A 19,316-nucleotide genomic window follows, 5' to 3' on the forward strand; every position below is an offset into this window, starting at 1 on the left:
GCGCGGTGGCACGATGTGCCGGTGACACGCGTGGCAGCCATCGACTGCGGGACCAACTCCATCCGTCTGCTCGTCGCCGACGTCGACCCGGCGGCGGGCACGCTCGTCGACATCGAGCGCAGCAACGAGGTGGTGCGGCTCGGCCAGGGCGTCGACCGCACGGGGCTGCTGGCGCCCGACGCGCTCGCGCGGACGCTCGACGCCGCCCGGCGGTACCACCAGGTCTGCCGGCGGCTCGGGGTCGAGGCCGTGCGGTTCGTCGCGACGTCCGCGACGCGTGACGCGCGGAACCGGGACGAGTTCGTCTCCGGCGTGCGCGAGGCGCTGGGCGTCGACCCCGAGGTCGTCGCCGGTGACGAGGAGGCGCGGCTGTCGTTCCGCGGTGCGACGGGCGTGCTCGCTGGCCGGTTCGACGCGCCGTTCCTCGTCGTCGACCTCGGCGGTGGCTCGACCGAGCTGGTGCTCGGGACGGGCGCGCCCGAGGCGGCCGTGTCGATGGACGTCGGCTCGGTGCGGCTCACCGAGCGCCACCTGCACGACGACCCGCCGTCGGCCGGGCAGCTCGCGGCCGCGTCGCACGACGTCCGGCAGGCCCTCGACGCCGCGGCCCAGGTGGTCCCGCTCGGACGCGCCGTGACGCTCGTGGGGCTCGCGGGGTCGGTGACCACGCTCACCGCGCACGCCCTCGGACTGGACCGCTATGACCGCACGCGCATCGACGGCGCCGTGCTGGGCGTCGACGACGTGCTGGGGAGCTGTGAGGACATGCTCGCCCGCACGCGCGAGCAGCGGGCGGCGCTGCCGTACCTGCACCCGGGCCGCGTCGACGTCATCGGCGCCGGCGCGCTCGTCTGGCGTGACGTCGTGCGCCGCGTGCGGGACGAGGTCGACGCCGCGGGCGGAGCACTCACCCACGTGGTGACGTCGGAGCACGACATCCTCGACGGCATCGCCTGGAGCATCGCCGAGCGCTGACCCCACCCCACCGCACCCCGCCGACCGGAACCTGGCTCACGTTCCGGGCCGTCGTTCGGTGAGTGGTGTTCCGGTGGTGCTGCCGCGCCCGCCCACCCCGCCGACCGGAACCTGGCTCACGTTCCGGGCCGTCGTTCGGTGAACCGTGTTCCGGTGGTGCTGCCGCGCCCGCCCACCCCGCCGACCGGAACCTGGCTCACGTTCCGGGCCGTCGTTCGGTGAGTGGTGTTCCGGTGGTGCTGCCGCGCCCGCCCACCCCGCCGACCGGAACCTGGCTCACGTTCCGGGCCGTCGTTCGGTGAGTGGTGTTCCGGTCGGCGAGGTGTGGGGTCGGCTGCGTGGCGTGGCGAGATGTGGCGTGGGGTGATGTGGCGTGGCGTGGACAGTAGTGCGGATGCCGCAGTACTGTGCGACGTGCGGGCCCGAGTGCGGGCTCGCGCCACGTCCCGTCGCCCCGGCCACCACCCGGGGGCGACGGGAGGGGTCGCTACGAGCGGGAGGCCGCATGGACACCACGCAGCTGCTCAAGGGGGTGCTGGACCTCGCCGTGCTCGCCGTCGTGGCGGACGAGGACGGCTACGGGTACGACGTCGTGCGTCGCCTGCGTGCCGCCGGCATCGAGGAGGTGGGCGACGCCTCGGTGTACGGCACGCTGCGGCGCCTGTACTCCTCCGGTGCATTGACGTCGTACGTCGTGCCCAGCGACGAGGGCCCGCACCGCAAGTACTACGGCATCAACGCGCAGGGGCGGGCGACGCTCGCGGCGCAGCGCAAGGACTGGAACGAGTTCGCAGGCACCATGCAGCGCCTGCTCGGGACGGAGGGTGGGGCATGAGCATCGTCGACGACGCGATCGCGCAGGACGTCCGGACGTACGCCGCGCAGGTGCGGGCCGCGCTCGCGGACCTGGGACCCGAGCACGTCGACGACCTGACCGACGGTCTCGAGGCCAACCTGGCGGACGCCCTGGCCGACGACGGGCGGGCGCACCGCGGCTCGCTCGTCGACGAGTTCGGTGCGCCGGGGGCGTACGCCGCCGAGCTGCGGACCGCGGCAGGTCTGGCACCCGCGCTCGGTGGCGCGCGTCCGGAGAGCAGGTTCCGCGCAGCGCTCCTCGCGCCGTGGCGTGCGGCCCGCGACGCCGAGCGCACCACCCTGGCACGCCTGCGCGCCACCCGGTGGTTCCCGCACGTCGAGGAACTGCTCGTCGAGCTGCGGCCCGCGTGGTGGGTGCTGCGCGGCTGGACGCTCGCGCACCTGCTGCTGCAGGTCGTCGGCGGCGAGACGTACGCGTTCTGGCTGCCGTCGACGTCGGGCGGCTGGGTGCTGCTGCTGCTCGCGGTCGTCGCGAGCGCGCAGTGGGGACGCGGCCGGTGGCGCACCGGTCCGCGCTGGCACCGCGTGCTGCGGGTGGTGAACGGCGCGCTCGCGTTCGCGGCCGTGGTCCTGCTGCTGACGCTGCCGCAGGTCCACCGCAGCGACGCCGCGGCGGCGCAGACGTGGGTCGAGACGACCCCGCAGGACGGCGTGCTCGTCGCGGGGGAGTACGCGTCGAACCTCTTCGTCTACGACGCCGAGGGCAACCCGGTCGACGGAGCGCAGGTCTTCGACCAGGACGGGCGCCCTGTGACCACCGAGCCGTACGCGGGCGACATCTGGATGCAGCAGGAGTTCTGGCCGGACGGCGCTGACGCCCCGCTGATCCACGTCGGGGTCCCCGGCGTGAACGGGCAGTCGCGCTGGAACGTCTTCCCGCTCCACACCTTGCCGCGCGACCTGTGGGAGGACGCCGAGACCGCGCCGGACCCGGCTGAGCCCGACGTGCGGCGGCAGCTCGTGACGGCCACCTGGCCGTTCGCCGCCGCGGCCCCCGTCACCCCGTGGACGACCGAGACCGTCGCCCCCACCCCGCGCCCGTCCCCCGGCACCCCCGAGGAGCCGGCCACCGAGGCACCGGCGGCGGGCGCCGCGGACTCGGGCCTCCCGGGCGCCTCCGACGCCCCCGCCACCGACGCGCCCGTCCCCGCCCCCTGACGTCGAGGAGCGGGACGCGATCACCGCGTACGGGGAGGACACGTCCACCGCACGTGAGCATCGCCCCCACCCGGTGCGACGGGCGGGCGCGCGGGGAGGGCAGGCCCTCTAGGGTGGAGGCTCACCTGCGACCGACCGGGAAGGGCTCGTGACCGCCGACACCTGGGCCGACATCGGCCTCGTCCTGCTGTTCGTGCTCATCGGCGGGGTGTTCGCCGGCACCGAGCTGGCGCTCGTCTCGCTGCGCGAGTCGCAGCTCGTGCAGATCGAGCGGCAGGGTCCGCGCGGTGCGCGTGTCGCCGCGGTCGCCCGCAACCCCAACCGGTTCCTCGCGGCCGTGCAGATCGGTGTGACCGTCGCGGGGTTCTTCTCGGCGGCGTTCGGCGCGTCGACGCTCGCGTCCGCGCTCGCGCCCGTCTTCGTCGACCTGGGCATGGCGTCCGGCGCCGCCGAGGGTGTCGCGCTCGTCGTGCTGACCCTCGTCATCGCGTACCTCTCGCTCGTGCTCGGAGAGCTCGTGCCCAAGCGTGTCGCCATGCAGCAGGCCGCGCGCGTGTCGATGTGGGTGGGCCCGCCGCTCGACCGCTTCGCGGCGCTCATGACGCCCGTGGTGTGGCTGCTGTCCCGCTCGACCAACGGCGTCGTGCGGCTCCTGGGCCTGGACCCGGCGGCGACGAGCGACCAGATGAGTGACGAGGAGCTGCGCGACCTCGTGCGCACACACCCGGACCTGCCCGAGGACGAGCGGCGCATCGTCGACGACGTGTTCGACGCCGGGGACCGCTCGCTCGTCGAGGTGATGCGCCCGCGCGCCGACGTCGCCTTCCTCGCGGCCGACGAGCCGATCGCGCGTGCCGCGCAGACCGTCGCCGCGCTGCCGTACTCGCGCTACCCGGTGACGGGCGAGGACTTCGACGACATCGTCGGGTTCGTGCACGTGCGTGACCTGCTCGCGCCGGTCGCCCGGGCCGTCCGTGACGCGGACGCGGACCCGGACGCGCACGGCCGCGAGGGCGTCGTCGAGGCGATCGTCGAGATCGCGGCGACGACCGTGCGCGACGTCGTCCGGCCGGTCGTGTCCCTGCCCGGCACCAACGCGGTGCTGGCGACGCTGTCGCAGATGCGCCGCACCGGTCAGCACCTGGCCGTCGTCGTCGACGAGTACGGCGGGACCGACGGCATCGTGACGCTCGAGGACCTGCTCGAGGAGCTCGTCGGTGACATCGTCGACGAGTATGACCCGGCGCCCGCCGGGGACGCCGACACCGACGTGGACGCGGGCCTGTCCCTCGAGGACTTCGCGGACCGCACGGGTCTCGTGCTCGCCGACGGGCCCTACGAGACCGTCGCCGGATTCGTGCTCGCGCGCCTGGGCAGGATCGCGGAGCCGGGCGACGTGGCCGACGTGCCGGCGGCGGGCACGACGCGCGCGCGGCTGCGGGTCGTGGCCGTCGACGGGCGTCGCATCACACGCGTGTCGGTCGAGCGGCACGCCTCCGGCGACGAGCCGGACGGGTCCTCCGGCGCCTGAGTGCGGCGGATCTCACACCGCTGACCCCGGCGGTGTGCGCGGCGTCACCGCGCTCGCGGGAGGCCGCTCGTCGTGCGCGCGTCTACCGTTGGAGGTATGTCTCAGTCGTCCACCGCCTCCGTCGACGCGGCCCGCCCGACGGGTGAGCTCATGCCCGCCCCGGCCGGCAAGCCCCGCAAGGTGCCGCGTGTCGTCGTCCTCGGCGGTGGCACCGTCGGCCTGTACTCGGCGCGCCGCCTGCGCCGCCGGCTCGGCAAGCGCGAGGCCGCCATCGTCGTCGTCGACCCGCGCCCCTACATGACGTACGCGCCCTTCCTCCCCGAGGCCGCGGCCGGCTCGATCGACCCGCGCAACGTCGTCGCCCCGCACCGTCGTGCACTGAAGAACGTCGACGTGCTGCAGGGCCACGTCACCCAGATCGAGCACGCCAACCGCCGCGTGCAGATCACGCCGATCGAGGGCGACTCGTACTGGGTCACGTACGACCACCTCGTCGTCGGCCTCGGCTCGGTCGCGCGCACGCTGCCCATCCCCGGCCTGGCGGAGCAGGGCATCGGCTTCAAGAACGTCGAGGAGGCCATCGCGCTGCGCAACCACGTGCTGGGCCGCATCGACGTCGCGGCCTCGACGTGGGACCCCGAGCTGCGTCGCAAGATGCTGACCTTCGTGTTCGTCGGCGGCGGCTTCGCCGGGATCGAGGCGCTCGCCGAGGTCGAGGACATGGCGCGCTACGCGGTCCGCAAGTACAAGCAGATCGAGCCCGAGGAGCTGCGGTTCGTGCTCGTCGAGGGCAGCCCGCGCATCCTGCCCGAGGTGAGCGAGGAGCTCGGCGGGTACACGCTCGAGCAGCTGCGCAAGCGGGACATCGAGATCTTCCTGTCGACGTTCCTGTCGTCGTGCGTCGACGGGCGCATCGTGCTGTCGAACGGCACGGAGTTCGACGCCGAGACCGTCGTGTGGACCGCGGGTGTCAAGGCCAACCCGGTGCTGCAGCAGTCGGACCTGCCGCTGGACCATATGGGCCGCGTCATCTGCAACGCGACGCTGCAGGTCACGGACGAGGACGGCACGGTCGTGGCGGACGCGTGGGCTGCGGGCGACTGCGCCGCGGTGCCCGACCTGTACAACCCCGGCAAGTTCTGCCCGCCCAACGCGCAGCACGCCCTGCGCGAGGGCAACCACATCGGGGACAACCTCGCGCTCGTCCTGCGCTCGGCGCAGCCCACCGAGTACAAGCACCGCAACGTCGGTGCGGTCGCGTCGCTCGGCATGTACAAGGGCGTCGCGCAGATGTTCGGGCGGATCAAGGTGCGCGGGTTCCTCGCGTGGGTCCTGCACCGCACGTACCACGTGTTCGCGATGCCGACGTTCAACCGCAAGCTGCGGATCGCCGCCGGCTGGACCGGGTCGGTGCTGCTGCGCCGTGAGGTCGTGGCCCTGGGGTCGCTGCACGACCCGCGTGCGGAGTTCCGTGCCGCGTCGGCGCCGCCGAAGCCGAAGGTCGAGCAGGTCTCGCAGGCGACGGCGCCGACGGACGGCGCCTCCGGTGGCGAGTCGCTGCCGCCGTACAAGGCCGAGAAGGACTCCCCGGCCGCGAAGGAGCAGGCCCGCAAGGCCTGACCCGCCCCCGACCGACGGCCCCGCGCTCGACGCCCCCGCGCTCGACGCCCCCGCGCTCGACGACCCCGCGCTCGACGACCCCGCGACCCCGTCCCCGGATCGGGGCGTGTCGCGCGTCCGGACGATGCCTCTCCCGTCGAGTGCGGGGGATCGCACGCGAGTGCGGGGGAAACCACCCCCGCACTCGCGACGTTTCCCCCGCACTCGGCGGGAGGGTGGGCTGGCAGGATGGCGGCGCGCCCCCGTAGCCCAACCGGCAGAGGCAACCGGCTTAAACCCGGTCCAGTCCGGGTTCGAACCCCGGCGGGGGCACCTCGCCGCGGCCGGTGGCCCCGCGGCCGGCGGTGGGGCCCGGGTGGTCAGCGCTTCGTGACGGTGACCCGCACCGGGTCGCCGATCTCCTTGCCGAGCGTCTTGCGGACCTTCGCGCTGAGGGACACCATGTGCCCGCCCGTGCCGGTGACCACCGCCCCGACGTTCTCGAGCCGGACGTCGTCGACCACCGCGTCGACCTTCACGCTCCGCCCGGTGCCGAGGAACGCCACCGAGTCGGGGATCTCGACGCAGCTCCAGACGTCGCCCTTCACCTCGACACCGATCGTGGTCTCGAACGTCGTCTCGTCGTCAGCCATGGCGGCGACGCTACCCGGGCTGCCGGCGGCCGTGGGTCAGTCGAGACCGGCCGCCGCCTCCGCGGCCTCGATCTGCCGCGCCCAGTCCTTCTTGGCGGCCCGCCAGCCCTCGTCGTCCGCGCCGAGGCGCCAGTACCCGGAGATCGACAGGTCGCCGCGCGCGACGCGACGCTCGGCGCGCAGGTAGCCGCGCAGCTCCTTGACCGCGCCGGCCTCGCCGTGGACGAACGCGCACACCCGGCCCGCCGGCCACGGCCACGAGCGCACGGCGTCGACGAGCGCGACGCCCGGCACGCCGGTGCCGGTGTGGACCCAGCGCACCTCCACCCCCGCCGGCGCGTCCAGCGGCAGCTCGTCGTCGGCGTCGTGCACCTCGAGCACGGCCAGCCCCACGGCGTCACGCGGCAGGCGCTCGAGGCCCACGGCGACGGCGGGCAGCGCGCTCGCGTCACCGGCCAGCAGGTGCACCTCGGCCTCCGGGTCCGGTGACCAGGCGCCGCCGGGCCCGTGCACGAGGACCTCGTCGCCGGGCCGGGCGGCGAGAGCCCAGGGGCCTGCGACCCCCTCGTCGCCGTGCACGACGACGTCGACCGTCAGCTGGTGCGTCGTCGCGTCGTACGCGCGCACGGTGTACGCGCGCAGCCGCACCTCCGCGCCCTGCGGCAGCGCCGCGCGCAGCGCCTCGACGTCGACCCGGCCATCGGGGCCGAGCGGGCGGGGACCGTCCGGGGCGAAGCCGAGCTTGACGTACGAGTCCGCCTCGGTGGGCGGTGCGATCGGCGCCATGCCGGGCCCACCGAGCACCACGCGCAGCAGGTGCGGCGTCAGCCGCTCGGTCCGCACCACGCGCGCCAGCACGGGCGCCGGTCGCCGCGTGGGCGCGCTCGACGGGGCAGGGGTGCCGGGGGGAGTCACGCACGCGAGCCTAACCGCGGCTCCCGCGGGCCGCGCCCGCGAGCCGGTGGCAGCATGACGTCGCACGTCACCCCCCGGATCGGGAACACCAGTGCCCCTGTCGCGCGTTCGCCCGGTCGACACCTTCCCTGCCCGGACCGGCTGCGCCCGGTCGCCCCGGAGGCCCCCATGTCCCGGCTCGCCCGGCTCTCGCTCGCCAACAGGTCCGTCGTCGCCCTCGTGACGGTGGCGATCGCCGTGCTCGGCTGGACCAGCCTCGGCTCCCTAAAGTCCGAGCTCATCCCGTCGCTGCAGATCCCCACGGCGTTCGTCGTCGCGGTCGATCCCGGGTCGTCGCCCGAGCTGGTCGAGCAGCAGGTGACCGAGCCGATCGAGCAGGCGCTCGCGGGGATCGCGGACGTGGAGTCCGTGACGTCGACGTCCGCGACGTCGGTGTCGACGACGGTCGTCGAGCTGACCTACGGGGTCGACGTCGACGCCCGCGCCCAGCAGATCCAGACGGCGGTCGACCGCATCCGCACGACACTGCCCGACGGCGTCGAGCCCAGCGTCTTCACCGGCTCGATCGACGACCTGCCCGTGGTGCAGCTCGCGGTGGCCGGCACGCCCGACGACGTGCGCGACGACGAGGAGCCCGCGGCGGCGCTCGCGCGGGCCGTGCAGGACGTGGTGGTGCAGCGCCTCGAGCAGGTCGACGGCGTGCGGACCGTCGCCGTGACGGGCGTCGCCGAGCAGGGCGTCACCGTGACGCTCGACCTGCCCGCCCTGACCGCCGCCGGTCTGTCGCCGGCCGCCGTGCAGACGCTGCTGCAGGACAACGGGCTCGTGCTACCCACGGGCACCGTCGCCGACGGCGACCTCACGCTGTCGGTGCAGGCCGGCTCGGAGATCACGTCGCTCGACGACCTGCGCGCGCTGCCGCTGCTGGGTGCCGCGGCCCCCGTCACCCTCGGCGACGTCGCCGAGGTGGTCCTGGCGCCCGTCCCGGCCACCGGCTACTCGCGCCTCGACGGCGAGCCCGCGCTCGCGGTGTCCCTCACCAAGACGCCCGCGGGCAACACGGTCGACGTGTCCCACGGCGCGCAGGAGGCGGTGGCCGAGCTGCGCGCGCAGCTCGGCGACGACGTCGACGTCGCGGTCGTGTTCGACCAGGCGCCCTTCATCGAGGAGTCCATCGAGGGCCTGGCGACCGAGGGTGGTCTTGGCCTGGTCTTCGCCGTCGTGGTGATCCTGCTGTTCCTCGCGTCGCTGCGCTCGACGCTGGTCTCGGCGATCTCCATCCCGCTGTCGCTGCTCGTGACGTTCATCGGTCTGCAGCTCGCCGGTTACTCGCTCAACATCCTCACGCTCGGCGCCATGACGATCGCGATCGGGCGCGTCGTGGACGACTCGATCGTCGTCATCGAGAACATCAAGCGGCACCTGTCGTACGGCGAGGCCAAGCTCGACGCGATCGTCACGGCCGTGCGCGAGGTGGCCGCGGCGATCACCGCGTCGACGATCGCGACCGTCGCGGTCTTCCTGCCGATCGGCCTGGTCGGCGGCATGGTGGGCGAGCTGTTCCGGCCGTTCGCGTTCACCACGGCGATCGCGCTCGCAGCGTCGCTGCTGGTGTCGCTGACGATCGTGCCGGTGCTCGCCTACTGGTTCGTCAGGGCGGGGTCGCCGGACCCCGAGCAGGCTGCGCGCGTGCGCGCCGAGGCCGAGCAGAAGGAGCGGCGCTCGGCGCTGCAGCGCGGCTACCTCGCGACGTTGCGGGCCTCGCTCGCGCACCCGGTGGTCACCGTGGTCGTGGCACTCCTGGTGTTCGGCGGCACCGTCGGGCTGGCGACGCGGCTGGAGACGAACTTCCTCGGCGACAGCGGCCAGGACACGCTCACCGTGTCGCAGACGTTCGCGCCCGCGACGTCGCTCGAGGCGCAGGACACCGCGGCGCGCGAGGTCGAGGAGGCCCTGGGCGAGGTCGACGGCGTGCTGACCGTGCAGACGACCGTCGGGTCGTCGGGCGGCATCGAGTCGGTCTTCTCCGGCGGCGGCGCGCCGCGCGCGACGTTCGCCCTCACGCTCGACGGTGAGGACACCGAGGCCGTCACGCAGGACGTGCGCGACGCGGTCGGGTCGCTGGACGTCGCGGGCGACGTCGTCGTGGCCGGGGCGGACGCAGCGTTCGGCTCGTCGACCGTCGACGTCGTCGTGCAGGCCGACGACCCCGAGGAGCTGGCGGCGCTCGCGGCCGAGGTGCGGGACGTCGTCGCCGGGGTCGAGGGCACGACGGACGTCGTCAACGACCTGGCCGCGGACCAGCCGACGGTGCGCGTGACGGTGGACCGCGAGGCCGCGGCCGCGGCCGGGCTCACCGAGACCGCCGTGGTCGGGACCGTCGCGGGGCTGATGAGCCCGCAGCCGGTGGGGACGGTCGACCTCGGCACCGGTCCGGTGGACCTCACGGTGGTGACCGTGCCCGGCCCCACGACCGTGGCCGAGCTCGAGCAGCTCGTGCTGCCGACCGCTACGGGTCTCGTGCCGTTGACGGCCGTCGCCGAGGTCGAGCAGGTCGAGGTCCCGGTGTCGACCACGCGCATCGACGGCCGCCGCGCCGCGACGGTGTCCGCGACGCCGGCCGACCAGGACCTGGGGGCGCTCACGCAGCGCCTGCGGACCGCGCTGGAGGACGTCGACGTGCCGCCGGGGGCGAGCCTGGAGGTCGGCGGTGTCGCCGCCGACCAGGAGGACGCGTTCGCGGACCTCGGGCTCGCGCTGCTGATCGCGATCGTCATCGTCTACGTCGTCATGGTCGCGACGTTCCGCTCGCTGCTGCAGCCGCTGATCCTCATGGTGTCGGTGCCGTTCGCGGCCACCGGTGCGCTGCTGGGGCTGCTGCTCACCGGGACGCCGCTGGGCGTGCCCGCGCTGATCGGCGTGCTCATGCTCATCGGTGTCGTCGTCACCAACGCGATCGTGCTGGTCGACCTCGTCAACCAGTACCGCGAGCGCGGCCGCGACCTGGACGAGGCGGTGACCGAGGGCTCGCGCAAGCGGCTGCGGCCCATCCTCATGACGGCTGCGGCGACGATCTTCGCGCTCGTGCCCATGGCGCTCGGGCTCACCGGCGGCGGCGTGTTCATCTCGCAGCCGCTCGCGATCGTCGTCATCGGCGGCCTGTTCACCTCGACGCTGCTGACGCTCGTGCTCGTCCCGGTGCTCTACACGCTGGTGGAGCGGGGCCGGGCGCGCGGTGCGGCCCGGCGCGCGGCGCGCCGTGACGCGAGGGCACGGGCCGCGACGGCCTGACGTCCCGGCCGCCCCACCCTCCGCCGGCGGGGGTGGGGCAGCGCCGAGCGGAACGTGGCTCACCGGGTGGACCGCCATCCGGTGAGTCGGGTTCCGGTCGGCGGGGGTGGGGTGTGGGGCGGCACGACCGCGGCGCACCACCGTCCCCCTCCAGGACGGTGGTGCGCCGCGTGGTGCGTGGACGCCTCAGGCGTCGCGCGCGCGCAGCCGCACCGTGGCGGCGACGAACAGGACGGCGACCCAGCCGAGAAGGATCGCGTAACCGCCCCACGGGCCGGTGTCGAACGCCCGCGGGAACATCTCCGCGCTCGCGTCGATCGCTTCCTGGGTCGCCATGACCGACGACCCCGCCGAGAACGGCAGGAGCGGGCGGACGTACTCGAACGCCTTCCACGGCACGAGGTTGACGATGCTCTCGACGACGAGCAGCAGCCCCATCACCACGGCGATCGTCGCCGCCGTGTTGCGCAGCAGCGCACCCGTCGCGAACGTGAACGCGGCGATCCCGGCGAGCACGAGCGGGCCGCCGAGGACGACCCGCGTGACCTCGGGGGCGGAGAAGTCGGGCACGACGTCGCCGTCGATGAGCCCGCTGACGCCGAACGCCACCGCGGAGGCCAGGACACCGACGGCGAACGTCACCGTGACGACGGTGACGAGCTTGGCGACGAGCACCGGCAGCCGCGTCGGGACGGCGGCGAGCGTCGAGCGGATCGAGCCGGTCGTGTACTCGGACGTCACGACCAGGGCGGCGAGGACGACGATCGCCAGCGAGCCCATCTGCAGGCCGCCGTTGACGACCGTGGACACCGCGTCCGCGCTGCCTGCCGGGGCGTCGGACCCCAGCTCCGGGACCGCTCCGGACGCCGCGGTGAGCATCACGGGAAGGCCGGCGAGCAGCACGAACGCGATCCCGAGCGTCCACCACGTGGAGCGCAGCGAGACGAGCTTCAGCCACTCGCTGTGGAGCACGCGGGGGAACGTCACGCGGGCGCCAGCGGTGGCCGACGGTGCGGCGGGTGCGGTGGCGGTGCTCATCGGACGACCTCCGAGGTCTGCGCGGGCGCGTCGGCGGGCGCGCCGGAGTGGTACTCGACGGCGTCGGCCGTCAGGGACAGGTAGGCCTGCTCGAGGGAGCCGGTGACCGTGTGCAGCTCGTGCAGCACGATGCGGTGAGCGGCGGCGAGCTCGCCGACCTCGGCGGCGCTCGGGCCGTGGACCTCGAGGAGCTGCGGCTCCGACGACGTGACGGTCGTGGTCCGGCCTGCCAGGAGCGCGGCGAGCTCGCCGGCCTGCGGGCTGCGGACGACCACCGTGGACGTCGTGGCGCGTGCCACGACCTCGTCCACCGGGCCCTCGGCGAGGATCTGCCCGCGACCGATGACGAGCAGCCGGTCGGCCGTCAGCGCGACCTCGCTCATGAGGTGCGACGACAGGAACACGGTCCGGCCCTCGGCGGCCAGGCTGCGCGCCAGTCCGCGGACCCAGGCGACGCCCTCGGGGTCGAGGCCGTTGACGGGCTCGTCGAGGATGAGCGTGTGCGGGTCGCCGAGCAGCGCGGCCGCGATGCCGAGGCGCTGGCCCATGCCGAGCGAGAACCCCTTGACGCGCTTGTCCGCGACCGGGCCGAGACCGGCGAGGTCGATGACGTCGTCGACGCGCGCGGTGCTGATGCCGTGCGTCGCGGCGAGCACGCGCAGGTGGCTGCGGGCCGTGCGTCCGGGGTGGACGGCCTTCGCCTCGAGCAGGGCACCGACCTCGGTGAGCGGGGCTCGCAGCTGCCGGTACGGGCGCCCCCCCACGGTCACGGACCCGGCGCTGGGCCGGTCGAGACCGACGATCATCCGCATGGTCGTCGACTTGCCCGCACCGTTGGGGCCCAGGAAGCCGGTGACCTGGCCGGGGCGCACCGTGAAGTCGATGCCGTCGACGGCGGTCTTGCTGCCGTAGCGCTTGGTCAGTCCCTGTGCCTCGATCATCGGGTCCCCCGGGTGGGCGTCGGTGTTCTCATGCCGACGACGCTATTCCCGTGCGCCGCGGTCACGGCACCCTCCCGCGACCGATCCGGGGCGCGGACGGCTCATCCGCGAGAACGAGGGCAGTGGGCGGAACTCTCCGGGCCCGCCCGGTGGGGAACGTCCGGGGCACCCGCTACGTTGTGCCAGACGTCGACAAGACCTGTCCCGGCCGGCCACGACCAGAGGTGTCGCATGACCAACCCCGTCTTCAACAACAGTCCCGTCTTCGGGGACCCCCGCGGCAAGGGCCGCGGCGGCCCCGCGACCACCCAGGCACCCGCGTGGGGCACCGCGACCACCGACGCGGCGACCCTCGAGCAGATGTACGACGCGCCCACCGCGACCACGCGCGAGACGGGCCGCCTCACGTACGACGACGTCATCGTCAAGACCGGCGGGCTGCTCGCGCTGCTCGTGGTCGTCGGTGCCGCGACGTGGGTGGTCGCGCCCCAGCTGTGGATCGTGGGCATGCTCGTCGGCCTCGTCCTCGGCCTGGTCAACGCGTTCAAGAAGAACCCGAGCCCCGTGCTGATCACGCTGTACGCGGCCGCTGAGGGCGTGTTCCTGGGCGGGATCAGCGCGATCTACGAGACCATGTGGAACGGCATCGTGCCGCAGGCCGTGCTGGCGACCCTGTCGGTCTTCGCGGTCTCGTTGTTCCTCTTCCGCTCCGGCAAGGTCCGCGTCACGCCGAAGTTCCGCCGCACGCTGCTCATCGCGATCGCCGGGTACGCCCTGTACTCGCTGGTCAACCTCGGCCTCATGCTGTTCGGCGTCGGCGGGGGCGACTTCGGTCCGCTGCGCAGTGGCCCGCTCGGCATCGCCGTCGGTCTCATCGCGGTCGGCCTGGCTGCGATGAGCCTCATCATGGACTTCGACTCCATCAAGCGCGGCGTGGAGGCGGGCGTGCCCGCGAAGTTCGCGTGGGCGGCCGCGTTCGGTCTCATCGTCACGCTGGTCTGGCTGTACCTCGAGTTCCTGCGCCTGCTGGCGATCCTGCGCGGCGACTGACGGTCCGACCGCGACGCACGGGCACGACGACGCCCCGCCGACCCTCGGGTCGGCGGGGCGTCGTCACGTGCGCAGGAGGTGCGTCAGGCCCCCGACGGCGTGCCGCACCCGCTGCAGAACCTCGCCGACGCCGGGTTGGTCGCGGAGCAGGACTCGCACGTGCGCTCGGCCGCGAGCGAGCTGCCGCACTCCTGGCAGAACCTGCCGCCTGCGGACTGCGCGCTGCACGACGGGCAGCGCGCGACCGACCGCGTGCGCAGGTCGATCCCGGGTTCCTTGACGCGCGCACGGCGCCCGGCGACATTAGCGGACAGATCACCCGGTCCCGCCCGGGTCACCCGCACGGAGGAAGTCACCGCATGCGCCTGCCCCGCACCGTTCTCACGCTCACCGCGTTGCTGCTGCTCACGGCGTGCGCGGCCGGCGAGCCCGGCGCCGCGCCGACCACGTCTGCCCCGGCCGGGGGCACGGGCGGCGGCCCGGGTGGCGGAGGTGAGCCGACCGCACCGGCCGAGCCCGCGGCCCCCGCCCTGCCCGCGTCGTGCGCCGCGATCGAGCTCGTGACCGGGGCACGGATCGCGAGCGTCGACCTCGCGACCTGCCTCACCGACTACATCCGCGCGGCGGGCAGCGGGCGGTTCGAGTCCCGGCTCGAGGGCCAGGTGTCCGACCAGCGCTGGGCGCTGGTCGACGGCGGGCTGTACGCGGTCGGCTCGCGCAACGGCGAGCCGTCCGTGGCGGTGACGCCCGACACCGGGTGGCTGTTCACGGACGGGACGTGGGTGCAGGCCGACCCGGGCGGCTCGTCCGAGCAGATGCGCGCGGCTGACGGCGTCGACGGGTACCGCACGACCAGCGAGCCGGGGATGACGTACGCGATGATCGCCGTCGCCCCCGGCTTCACCGTGGGGGAGCGTGCCGAGGTGGAGCTCGCGGACGGCACCACGACGTCGCTGTGGCCGATCCGCGCCGACGGGCCGTTCCAGCCGATCCCCGCGATCCCGGCGACGACGACCGAGCTCGTGGTCTGGACGGACGTGCCGGGCCCGACGGCGCGGCTCGACGTGACCGGGACCGCGGTCGACGGCACGGGGCAGACGACCACCGGCACGTCGACGACGTTCTACGAGGACTGGGGCCAGGGTGTCGACCTCGCGGAGATCGAGGAGCTGGTCGGGGTGCCGCTGCCGCGTCCGTGACGATGAGAGGATCGAGGGCGTGAAGTACGCCCAGCACGTCTCCGAGCTCGTCGGCGGTACCCCGCTCGTCCGGCTCTCGTCCGTCACCACCGGCCTGACCGCCACCATCCTGGCCAAGGTCGAGTACCTCAACCCCGGCGGGTCCGTGAAGGACCGCATCGCCCTGCGCATGATCGAGGCCGCCGAGGCCTCGGGCGAGCTGCAGCCCGGCGGCACGATCGTCGAGCCGACGTCCGGCAACACCGGCGTCGGCCTCGCGCTCGTCGCGCAGCGCAAGGGCTACCGCTGCGTGTTCGTCTGCCCGGACAAGGTCAGCCAGGACAAGCGCGACGTGCTGCGCGCGTACGGTGCGGAGGTCGTCGTCACGCCCACCGCGGTGCCGCCGGACCACCCGGACTCGTACTACTCGGTCTCCGACCGCATCACGCGCGAGACGCCCGGCGCCTGGAAGCCCAACCAGTACGCCAACGTCAACGGTCCCGCGAGCCACTACGCGAGCACGGGCCCGGAGATCTGGGCCGACACCGACGGGCGCGTCACGCACCTCGTCGCCGGCGTCGGCACGGGCGGCACGATCACCGGCACCGGACGCTTCCTGAAGGACGTGTCGGCCGACCGGCCCGCCGCGGACGGTGGCCGCGTGGTCGTCGTCGGTGCGGACCCCGCAGGGTCCGTGTACTCCGGCGGTGACGGGCGCCCCTACCTCGTCGAGGGTGTCGGCGAGGACTTCTGGCCGACCGCCTACGACCCCGCGGTGCCCGACGAGATCATCGCGGTCTCCGACGCGGACTCGTTCGACATGACGCGCCGGCTGGCCCGCGAGGAGGGGCTGCTGGTCGGCGGGTCCTGCGGCATGGCCGTCGAGGCGACGCTGCGGCACGCGCGCGACCTGCAGGAGCGCGACCCCGAGGCGGCGGCCCGCGCGGTGTACGTCGTGATCCTCCCCGACGGTGGGCGCGGCTACCTGTCGAAGATCTTCAACGACGGCTGGATGCGGTCGTACGGGTTCCTCTCGGCGGGCGACGGTGCGTCGGTGGCGGACGTGCTGCGTTCCAAGGACGGTGCGCTGCCCGACCTGGTCCACACGCACCCGACCGAGTCGGTGCGCGACGCGATCGAGATCCTGCGTGAGTACGGTGTCTCGCAGATGCCCGTGGTCGGCGCCGAGCCGCCCGTGATGATCGGCGAGGTCGCCGGGTCCGTGAGCGAGCGGGAGCTGCTCGACGCGGTGTTCTCGGGGGCCGCCTCGCTTGCGGACCGCGTCGACAAGCACATGGCGCCCCCGCTGCCGCTCATCGGGTCGGGCGAGCCGGTGGAGGCCGCGCGCGCCGCGCTGGAGAAGGCGGACGCGCTCATGGTCGTCGACGACGGGCGTCCCGTGGGCGTGCTCACGCGTCACGACCTGCTGGGGTTCCTCACGCACTGACGCGCGCGAGGTCCCGCGGGGCGGGCCCGCGGGCGGGTTAGCATCGCGCGACCCGTCCGGCCGTACCCGTGAAGGACCCTGCGATGGCGCTGTTCGACCTTCCCCTGCCCGAGCTCGAGCGCTACCTGCCGGAGCTCGACGAGCCGGCGGACCTCGACGAGTTCTGGGCGGCGACGCTCGCGGAGACCCGGGCGTTCGACCTCGACGTGCGGCGTGCACCGCACGACTCGCCGCTGACGCTCGTCGACGTGGAGGACCTGACGTTCGCGGGGTTCGGCGGGCACCCGATCAAGGCGTGGGTGACGCGCCCGGCGGGGTCCGCGACGGACGGGTCGTCCCTGCCGGCGGTCGTGGAGTTCCTCGGGTACGGAGGTGGGCGCGGCCGGCCGCTCGAGCGTCTGGCGTGGGCCGCCGCGGGGTACGTGCACCTGCTCATGGACACGCGCGGGCAGGGGTCGCACTGGGGGAGCGGCGGCGACACCGCCGACCCGGCCCCGGGCAGCGGTCCGCAGGTCTCGGGGTTCCTCACGCGCGGCATCCTCGACCCGGCCGAGCACTTCTACCGGCGGGTCTTCACCGACGGCGTCCGCGCGGTGGAGGCGGTGCGTGCGCTGCCCGGTGTCGACCCCGCGCGCGTCGCGGTGACGGGCGGTAGCCAGGGCGGCGGCATGACGCTCGCCGTCGCGGGCCTGGTGCCCGACCTCGCGGCCGTCATGCCCGACGTGCCGTTCCTCTGCCACGTCCCGCGCGCGATCGCGATCACCGACGCCGAGCCGTACCACGAGGTCGTGCGCTACCTGTCGGTGAACCGCGAGCGCAAGGCGGCCGTCATGCGCACGCTGTCGTACCTCGACGGCGTGCACCTCGCGCGCCGCGCGACAGCCCCGACGCTGTTCTCCGTGGCGCTGCGCGACCCGATCTGCCCGCCGTCGACCGTCTTCGCGGCCTACAACCACTACGGCGCGCTCGCGGACCAGCGGCCGGACCGGGCGATCGAGGTGTACGAGTTCAACGAGCACGAGGGCGGCGGCGGGTTCCAGCTCGACGCGCAGCTGCGCTGGCTCGCGGGGGTGCTCGCGCGCTGACGCGTCGTCAGGCCGCGGTGCGGCGCAGCCCGGCGACGATCCCGTCGACGAGGTACGCGAAGCTGACGTCGACGTCCTCGCGCATGCCGAACCCACCGTCGAGCTCGAGCGCGACGAACCCGTGCACCGCGGCGCGCACGGCGCGCACGGCGTCGATCCGGCGCTCGGACGGCACGCCGAGGTCGGCGACGAGGTCCGAGAGCCGCGCGACGACCCTGGCACCCACGGCTGCGACGTCGGCCGCGTCGGCGTGCGCGAGCCAGCCGCCCTGCACGGCCTGGTAGCGCCCCGGGCGGCGGCGCGCCCACGCGCGGATGGCCTGGGCGACGTCGCGCAGCCGCTGCTGCGGATCGGGTGCGCCGGTGGCGCCCGCGACGACCTCGTCGAGCTCGGTCACCGCGCGCAGCGCGACCTCGCGCCGCAGGCCCGGCAGGCCCTCGACGTGCTTGTAGAGGCTCGGCACGGCGACGCCGGCGCGCGCGGCGACGGCCGCGAGCGACAGCGTGTCCCATGCCCGCGAGCCGCCGTCGTCGACCACGGCGAGCGCGTGCTCGGTGACGGCGGAGCGGTCGAGGCCCGCCCGGGGGCTCACGCGACCCCGCCGCGCGTGACGTCACCGCGGGTGGTCAGGCCTGCGAGGAAGTCGAGCAGCGCGGGCACGACGACGTCGGGGCGCTGGTGCTGCGGGTAGTGGCCGGCCTCGGGGACGAGCACGCCCGTGACCGCGTCGTGCGGGACGGCGGCCATGGTCGCGGCGTGGGCCGCGGTGGGGTCGGGGTGCTCGGGGTCGAGTGTGCCGGTGACGACGAGGACGGGCCGGGTGACCTGGCCGAGCAGCGTCCGGTGACCGCCGCCGACGAGCGCGAGGGCGAGCGCGCGGACGTCCGCGAGGGCGGCGGGGTCGCGGAGCGCGCGGCGCAGGTCGGCCAGGTGAGCGTCGGTCCATGCCGCCTTCCGGCCTCGCAGCAGGCTGCGGTAGAACCCCGTCCACGCCCGCGGGCCCCAGGGGCGGGCGAGCAGCAGACGGATCTGGAGCCGCACGGAGCGGCCGGCAGGCTCGCCGTTGCCGGCGTACGCGACGAGCACGACGCCGCGGACGCGGTCGGGGTCCTGCGCCGCCACGCGGGCCACGGCACCGGCGGCGAACGACGCGCCGACGAGCACGGCGGGGTGCTCGGCGTCGACGTCGAGCGTGTCGAGCAGCTCCCGGACGTCGTCGGCCGTGGGCTCGACGCCGTGCCGCGTGAAGCCGTGCGTGCCGTCGCCGTGGCCGCGCACGTCGGTGGTGACGACGCGGTGGCCGGCGTCGACGAGCGGGCCGACGAGGTCGCGCCACGAGCTGCGCAGGTCGCCGAGGCCGGGCACGAGCACGACCGTGGGGCCGTCGGCGGGGCCGTGGACGTCGTAGGAGACGGTGCCGTCGGGGATCACGAGGAGGGGGGCCATGCCACAAAGCTAATGTTATTAGCCAACGGTGTCGAGGGGCGGGCGTCGCGCCGCGCGGACGGCCGCCCGGTCGGCGCCGCTGCCACGGGCAGGGCAGGATGGTCGGGCACTGTCATCCACCGAAGGAGAAGTC

At 74.4% G+C, this 19,316-nt stretch carries 17 protein-coding genes and 1 tRNA gene; 11 read left to right on the forward strand and 7 right to left on the reverse strand.

What is annotated here, in order from left to right:
- Window positions 1-21 precede the first annotated feature (21 nt).
- From CFLA_RS04580 to CFLA_RS04605, 6 genes are all read left to right on the forward strand, one after another.
- A complete protein-coding gene (locus CFLA_RS04580) occupies window positions 22-975 on the forward strand; it encodes a Ppx/GppA phosphatase family protein (protein WP_043599803.1) in 954 nt (317 codons plus the stop codon).
- Between the two features lie 505 nt (window positions 976-1,480).
- A complete protein-coding gene (locus tag CFLA_RS04585) occupies window positions 1,481-1,810 on the forward strand; it encodes a PadR family transcriptional regulator (protein WP_013116156.1) in 330 nt (109 codons plus the stop codon).
- The gene (locus tag CFLA_RS04590; protein ID WP_013116157.1) at window positions 1,807-3,009 is read left to right on the forward strand and encodes a hypothetical protein; all 1,203 of its coding nucleotides are present in this window, start codon (window positions 1,807-1,809) and stop codon (window positions 3,007-3,009) included. The genes CFLA_RS04585 and CFLA_RS04590 overlap by 4 nt, the downstream gene beginning before the upstream one ends.
- A 148-nt stretch (window positions 3,010-3,157) precedes the next feature.
- A complete protein-coding gene (locus CFLA_RS04595; protein WP_013116158.1) occupies window positions 3,158-4,540 on the forward strand; it encodes a hemolysin family protein in 1,383 nt (460 codons plus the stop codon).
- 96 nt (window positions 4,541-4,636) lie between these two features.
- Complete coding sequence (locus CFLA_RS04600) at window positions 4,637-6,160, forward strand: NAD(P)/FAD-dependent oxidoreductase (RefSeq protein ID WP_043598794.1); 1,524 nt, start codon at window positions 4,637-4,639, stop codon at window positions 6,158-6,160.
- A 238-nt stretch (window positions 6,161-6,398) separates the two neighbouring features.
- Window positions 6,399-6,472 (forward strand) — tRNA-Leu (locus CFLA_RS04605).
- 47 nt (window positions 6,473-6,519) lie between these two features.
- Here the strand turns inward: CFLA_RS04605 and CFLA_RS04610 are convergent.
- On the reverse strand, window positions 6,520-6,792 hold the full coding sequence (locus CFLA_RS04610; protein ID WP_013116160.1) for a DUF1905 domain-containing protein: 273 nt from the start codon (window positions 6,790-6,792) through the stop codon (window positions 6,520-6,522).
- Window positions 6,793-6,828: 36 nt separating this feature from the next.
- The gene (locus tag CFLA_RS04615) at window positions 6,829-7,707 is read right to left on the reverse strand and encodes a siderophore-interacting protein (RefSeq protein WP_052302676.1); all 879 of its coding nucleotides are present in this window, start codon (window positions 7,705-7,707) and stop codon (window positions 6,829-6,831) included.
- Window positions 7,708-7,875: 168 nt separating this feature from the next.
- Between CFLA_RS04615 and CFLA_RS04620 the strand changes: the two genes are divergently transcribed.
- Window positions 7,876-10,998, forward strand: coding sequence for an efflux RND transporter permease subunit (locus CFLA_RS04620; protein ID WP_013116162.1), 3,123 nt, complete (start codon window positions 7,876-7,878; stop codon window positions 10,996-10,998).
- Window positions 10,999-11,184: 186 nt separating this feature from the next.
- On the opposite strand, the gene CFLA_RS04625 is transcribed toward CFLA_RS04620, so the two are convergent.
- Together CFLA_RS04625 and CFLA_RS04630 are read right to left on the reverse strand one after the other, a co-directional pair.
- Window positions 11,185-12,036, reverse strand: coding sequence for an ABC transporter permease subunit (locus CFLA_RS04625; RefSeq protein WP_013116163.1), 852 nt, complete (start codon window positions 12,034-12,036; stop codon window positions 11,185-11,187).
- The gene (locus CFLA_RS04630) at window positions 12,033-12,977 is read right to left on the reverse strand and encodes an ABC transporter ATP-binding protein (protein WP_013116164.1); all 945 of its coding nucleotides are present in this window, start codon (window positions 12,975-12,977) and stop codon (window positions 12,033-12,035) included. Before CFLA_RS04630 ends, CFLA_RS04625 begins: the two co-directional genes overlap by 4 nt.
- A gap of 231 nt (window positions 12,978-13,208) precedes the next feature.
- On the opposite strand from CFLA_RS04630, the gene CFLA_RS04635 reads away from it, so the two are divergent.
- Complete coding sequence (locus CFLA_RS04635) at window positions 13,209-14,027, forward strand: Bax inhibitor-1/YccA family protein (RefSeq protein ID WP_013116165.1); 819 nt, start codon at window positions 13,209-13,211, stop codon at window positions 14,025-14,027.
- 83 nt (window positions 14,028-14,110) lie between these two features.
- Here CFLA_RS04635 and CFLA_RS21245 read toward each other — a convergent pair whose 3' ends face one another.
- Window positions 14,111-14,383: a double zinc ribbon domain-containing protein gene (locus CFLA_RS21245; RefSeq protein WP_187291332.1), complete on the reverse strand. Its 273-nt coding sequence runs from the start codon at window positions 14,381-14,383 to the stop codon at window positions 14,111-14,113.
- A gap of 3 nt (window positions 14,384-14,386) precedes the next feature.
- Here CFLA_RS21245 and CFLA_RS20365 point away from each other — a divergent pair, with 3 nt between their 5' ends.
- The 3 genes from CFLA_RS20365 to CFLA_RS04650 all read left to right on the forward strand — a co-directional run bounded on the left by CFLA_RS20365 (window position 14,387) and on the right by CFLA_RS04650 (window position 17,737).
- The gene (locus CFLA_RS20365; protein WP_013116166.1) at window positions 14,387-15,226 is read left to right on the forward strand and encodes a hypothetical protein; all 840 of its coding nucleotides are present in this window, start codon (window positions 14,387-14,389) and stop codon (window positions 15,224-15,226) included.
- A 19-nt stretch (window positions 15,227-15,245) separates the two neighbouring features.
- Window positions 15,246-16,652: a cystathionine beta-synthase gene (locus CFLA_RS04645; RefSeq protein WP_013116167.1), complete on the forward strand. Its 1,407-nt coding sequence runs from the start codon at window positions 15,246-15,248 to the stop codon at window positions 16,650-16,652.
- 83 nt (window positions 16,653-16,735) lie between these two features.
- Window positions 16,736-17,737, forward strand: coding sequence for an acetylxylan esterase (locus CFLA_RS04650; RefSeq protein WP_013116168.1), 1,002 nt, complete (start codon window positions 16,736-16,738; stop codon window positions 17,735-17,737).
- Window positions 17,738-17,744: 7 nt separating this feature from the next.
- Here CFLA_RS04650 and CFLA_RS04655 read toward each other — a convergent pair whose 3' ends face one another.
- Both CFLA_RS04655 and CFLA_RS04660 read right to left on the reverse strand, forming a co-directional pair.
- On the reverse strand, window positions 17,745-18,329 hold the full coding sequence (locus CFLA_RS04655) for a TetR-like C-terminal domain-containing protein (protein ID WP_013116169.1): 585 nt from the start codon (window positions 18,327-18,329) through the stop codon (window positions 17,745-17,747).
- The gene (locus CFLA_RS04660; protein WP_013116170.1) at window positions 18,326-19,183 is read right to left on the reverse strand and encodes an alpha/beta fold hydrolase; all 858 of its coding nucleotides are present in this window, start codon (window positions 19,181-19,183) and stop codon (window positions 18,326-18,328) included. The genes CFLA_RS04655 and CFLA_RS04660 overlap by 4 nt, the downstream gene beginning before the upstream one ends.
- Between the last annotated feature and the right edge of the window lie 133 nt (window positions 19,184-19,316).

It is taken from the genome of Cellulomonas flavigena DSM 20109 (assembly GCF_000092865.1).
Lineage (GTDB): Bacteria > Actinomycetota > Actinomycetes > Actinomycetales > Cellulomonadaceae > Cellulomonas > Cellulomonas flavigena.

What these genes read in the sequence shown, in the direction of transcription:
- CFLA_RS04590 (WP_013116157.1), top strand. Translation starts at nt 1,807, where the DNA reads ATGAGCATCGTCGACGACGCGATCGCGCAGGACGTCCGGACGTACGCC.
- CFLA_RS04660 (WP_013116170.1), bottom strand. Translation starts at nt 19,183, where the DNA reads ATGGCCCCCCTCCTCGTGATCCCCGACGGCACCGTCTCCTACGACGTC.
- CFLA_RS04600 (WP_043598794.1), top strand. Translation starts at nt 4,637, where the DNA reads ATGTCTCAGTCGTCCACCGCCTCCGTCGACGCGGCCCGCCCGACGGGT.
- CFLA_RS04585 (WP_013116156.1), top strand. Translation starts at nt 1,481, where the DNA reads ATGGACACCACGCAGCTGCTCAAGGGGGTGCTGGACCTCGCCGTGCTC.
- CFLA_RS20365 (WP_013116166.1), top strand. Translation starts at nt 14,387, where the DNA reads ATGCGCCTGCCCCGCACCGTTCTCACGCTCACCGCGTTGCTGCTGCTC.
- CFLA_RS04610 (WP_013116160.1), bottom strand. Translation starts at nt 6,792, where the DNA reads ATGGCTGACGACGAGACGACGTTCGAGACCACGATCGGTGTCGAGGTG.
- CFLA_RS04630 (WP_013116164.1), bottom strand. Translation starts at nt 12,977, where the DNA reads ATGATCGAGGCACAGGGACTGACCAAGCGCTACGGCAGCAAGACCGCC.
- CFLA_RS04650 (WP_013116168.1), top strand. Translation starts at nt 16,736, where the DNA reads ATGGCGCTGTTCGACCTTCCCCTGCCCGAGCTCGAGCGCTACCTGCCG.
- CFLA_RS04620 (WP_013116162.1), top strand. Translation starts at nt 7,876, where the DNA reads ATGTCCCGGCTCGCCCGGCTCTCGCTCGCCAACAGGTCCGTCGTCGCC.
- CFLA_RS04625 (WP_013116163.1), bottom strand. Translation starts at nt 12,036, where the DNA reads ATGAGCACCGCCACCGCACCCGCCGCACCGTCGGCCACCGCTGGCGCC.
- CFLA_RS04635 (WP_013116165.1), top strand. Translation starts at nt 13,209, where the DNA reads ATGACCAACCCCGTCTTCAACAACAGTCCCGTCTTCGGGGACCCCCGC.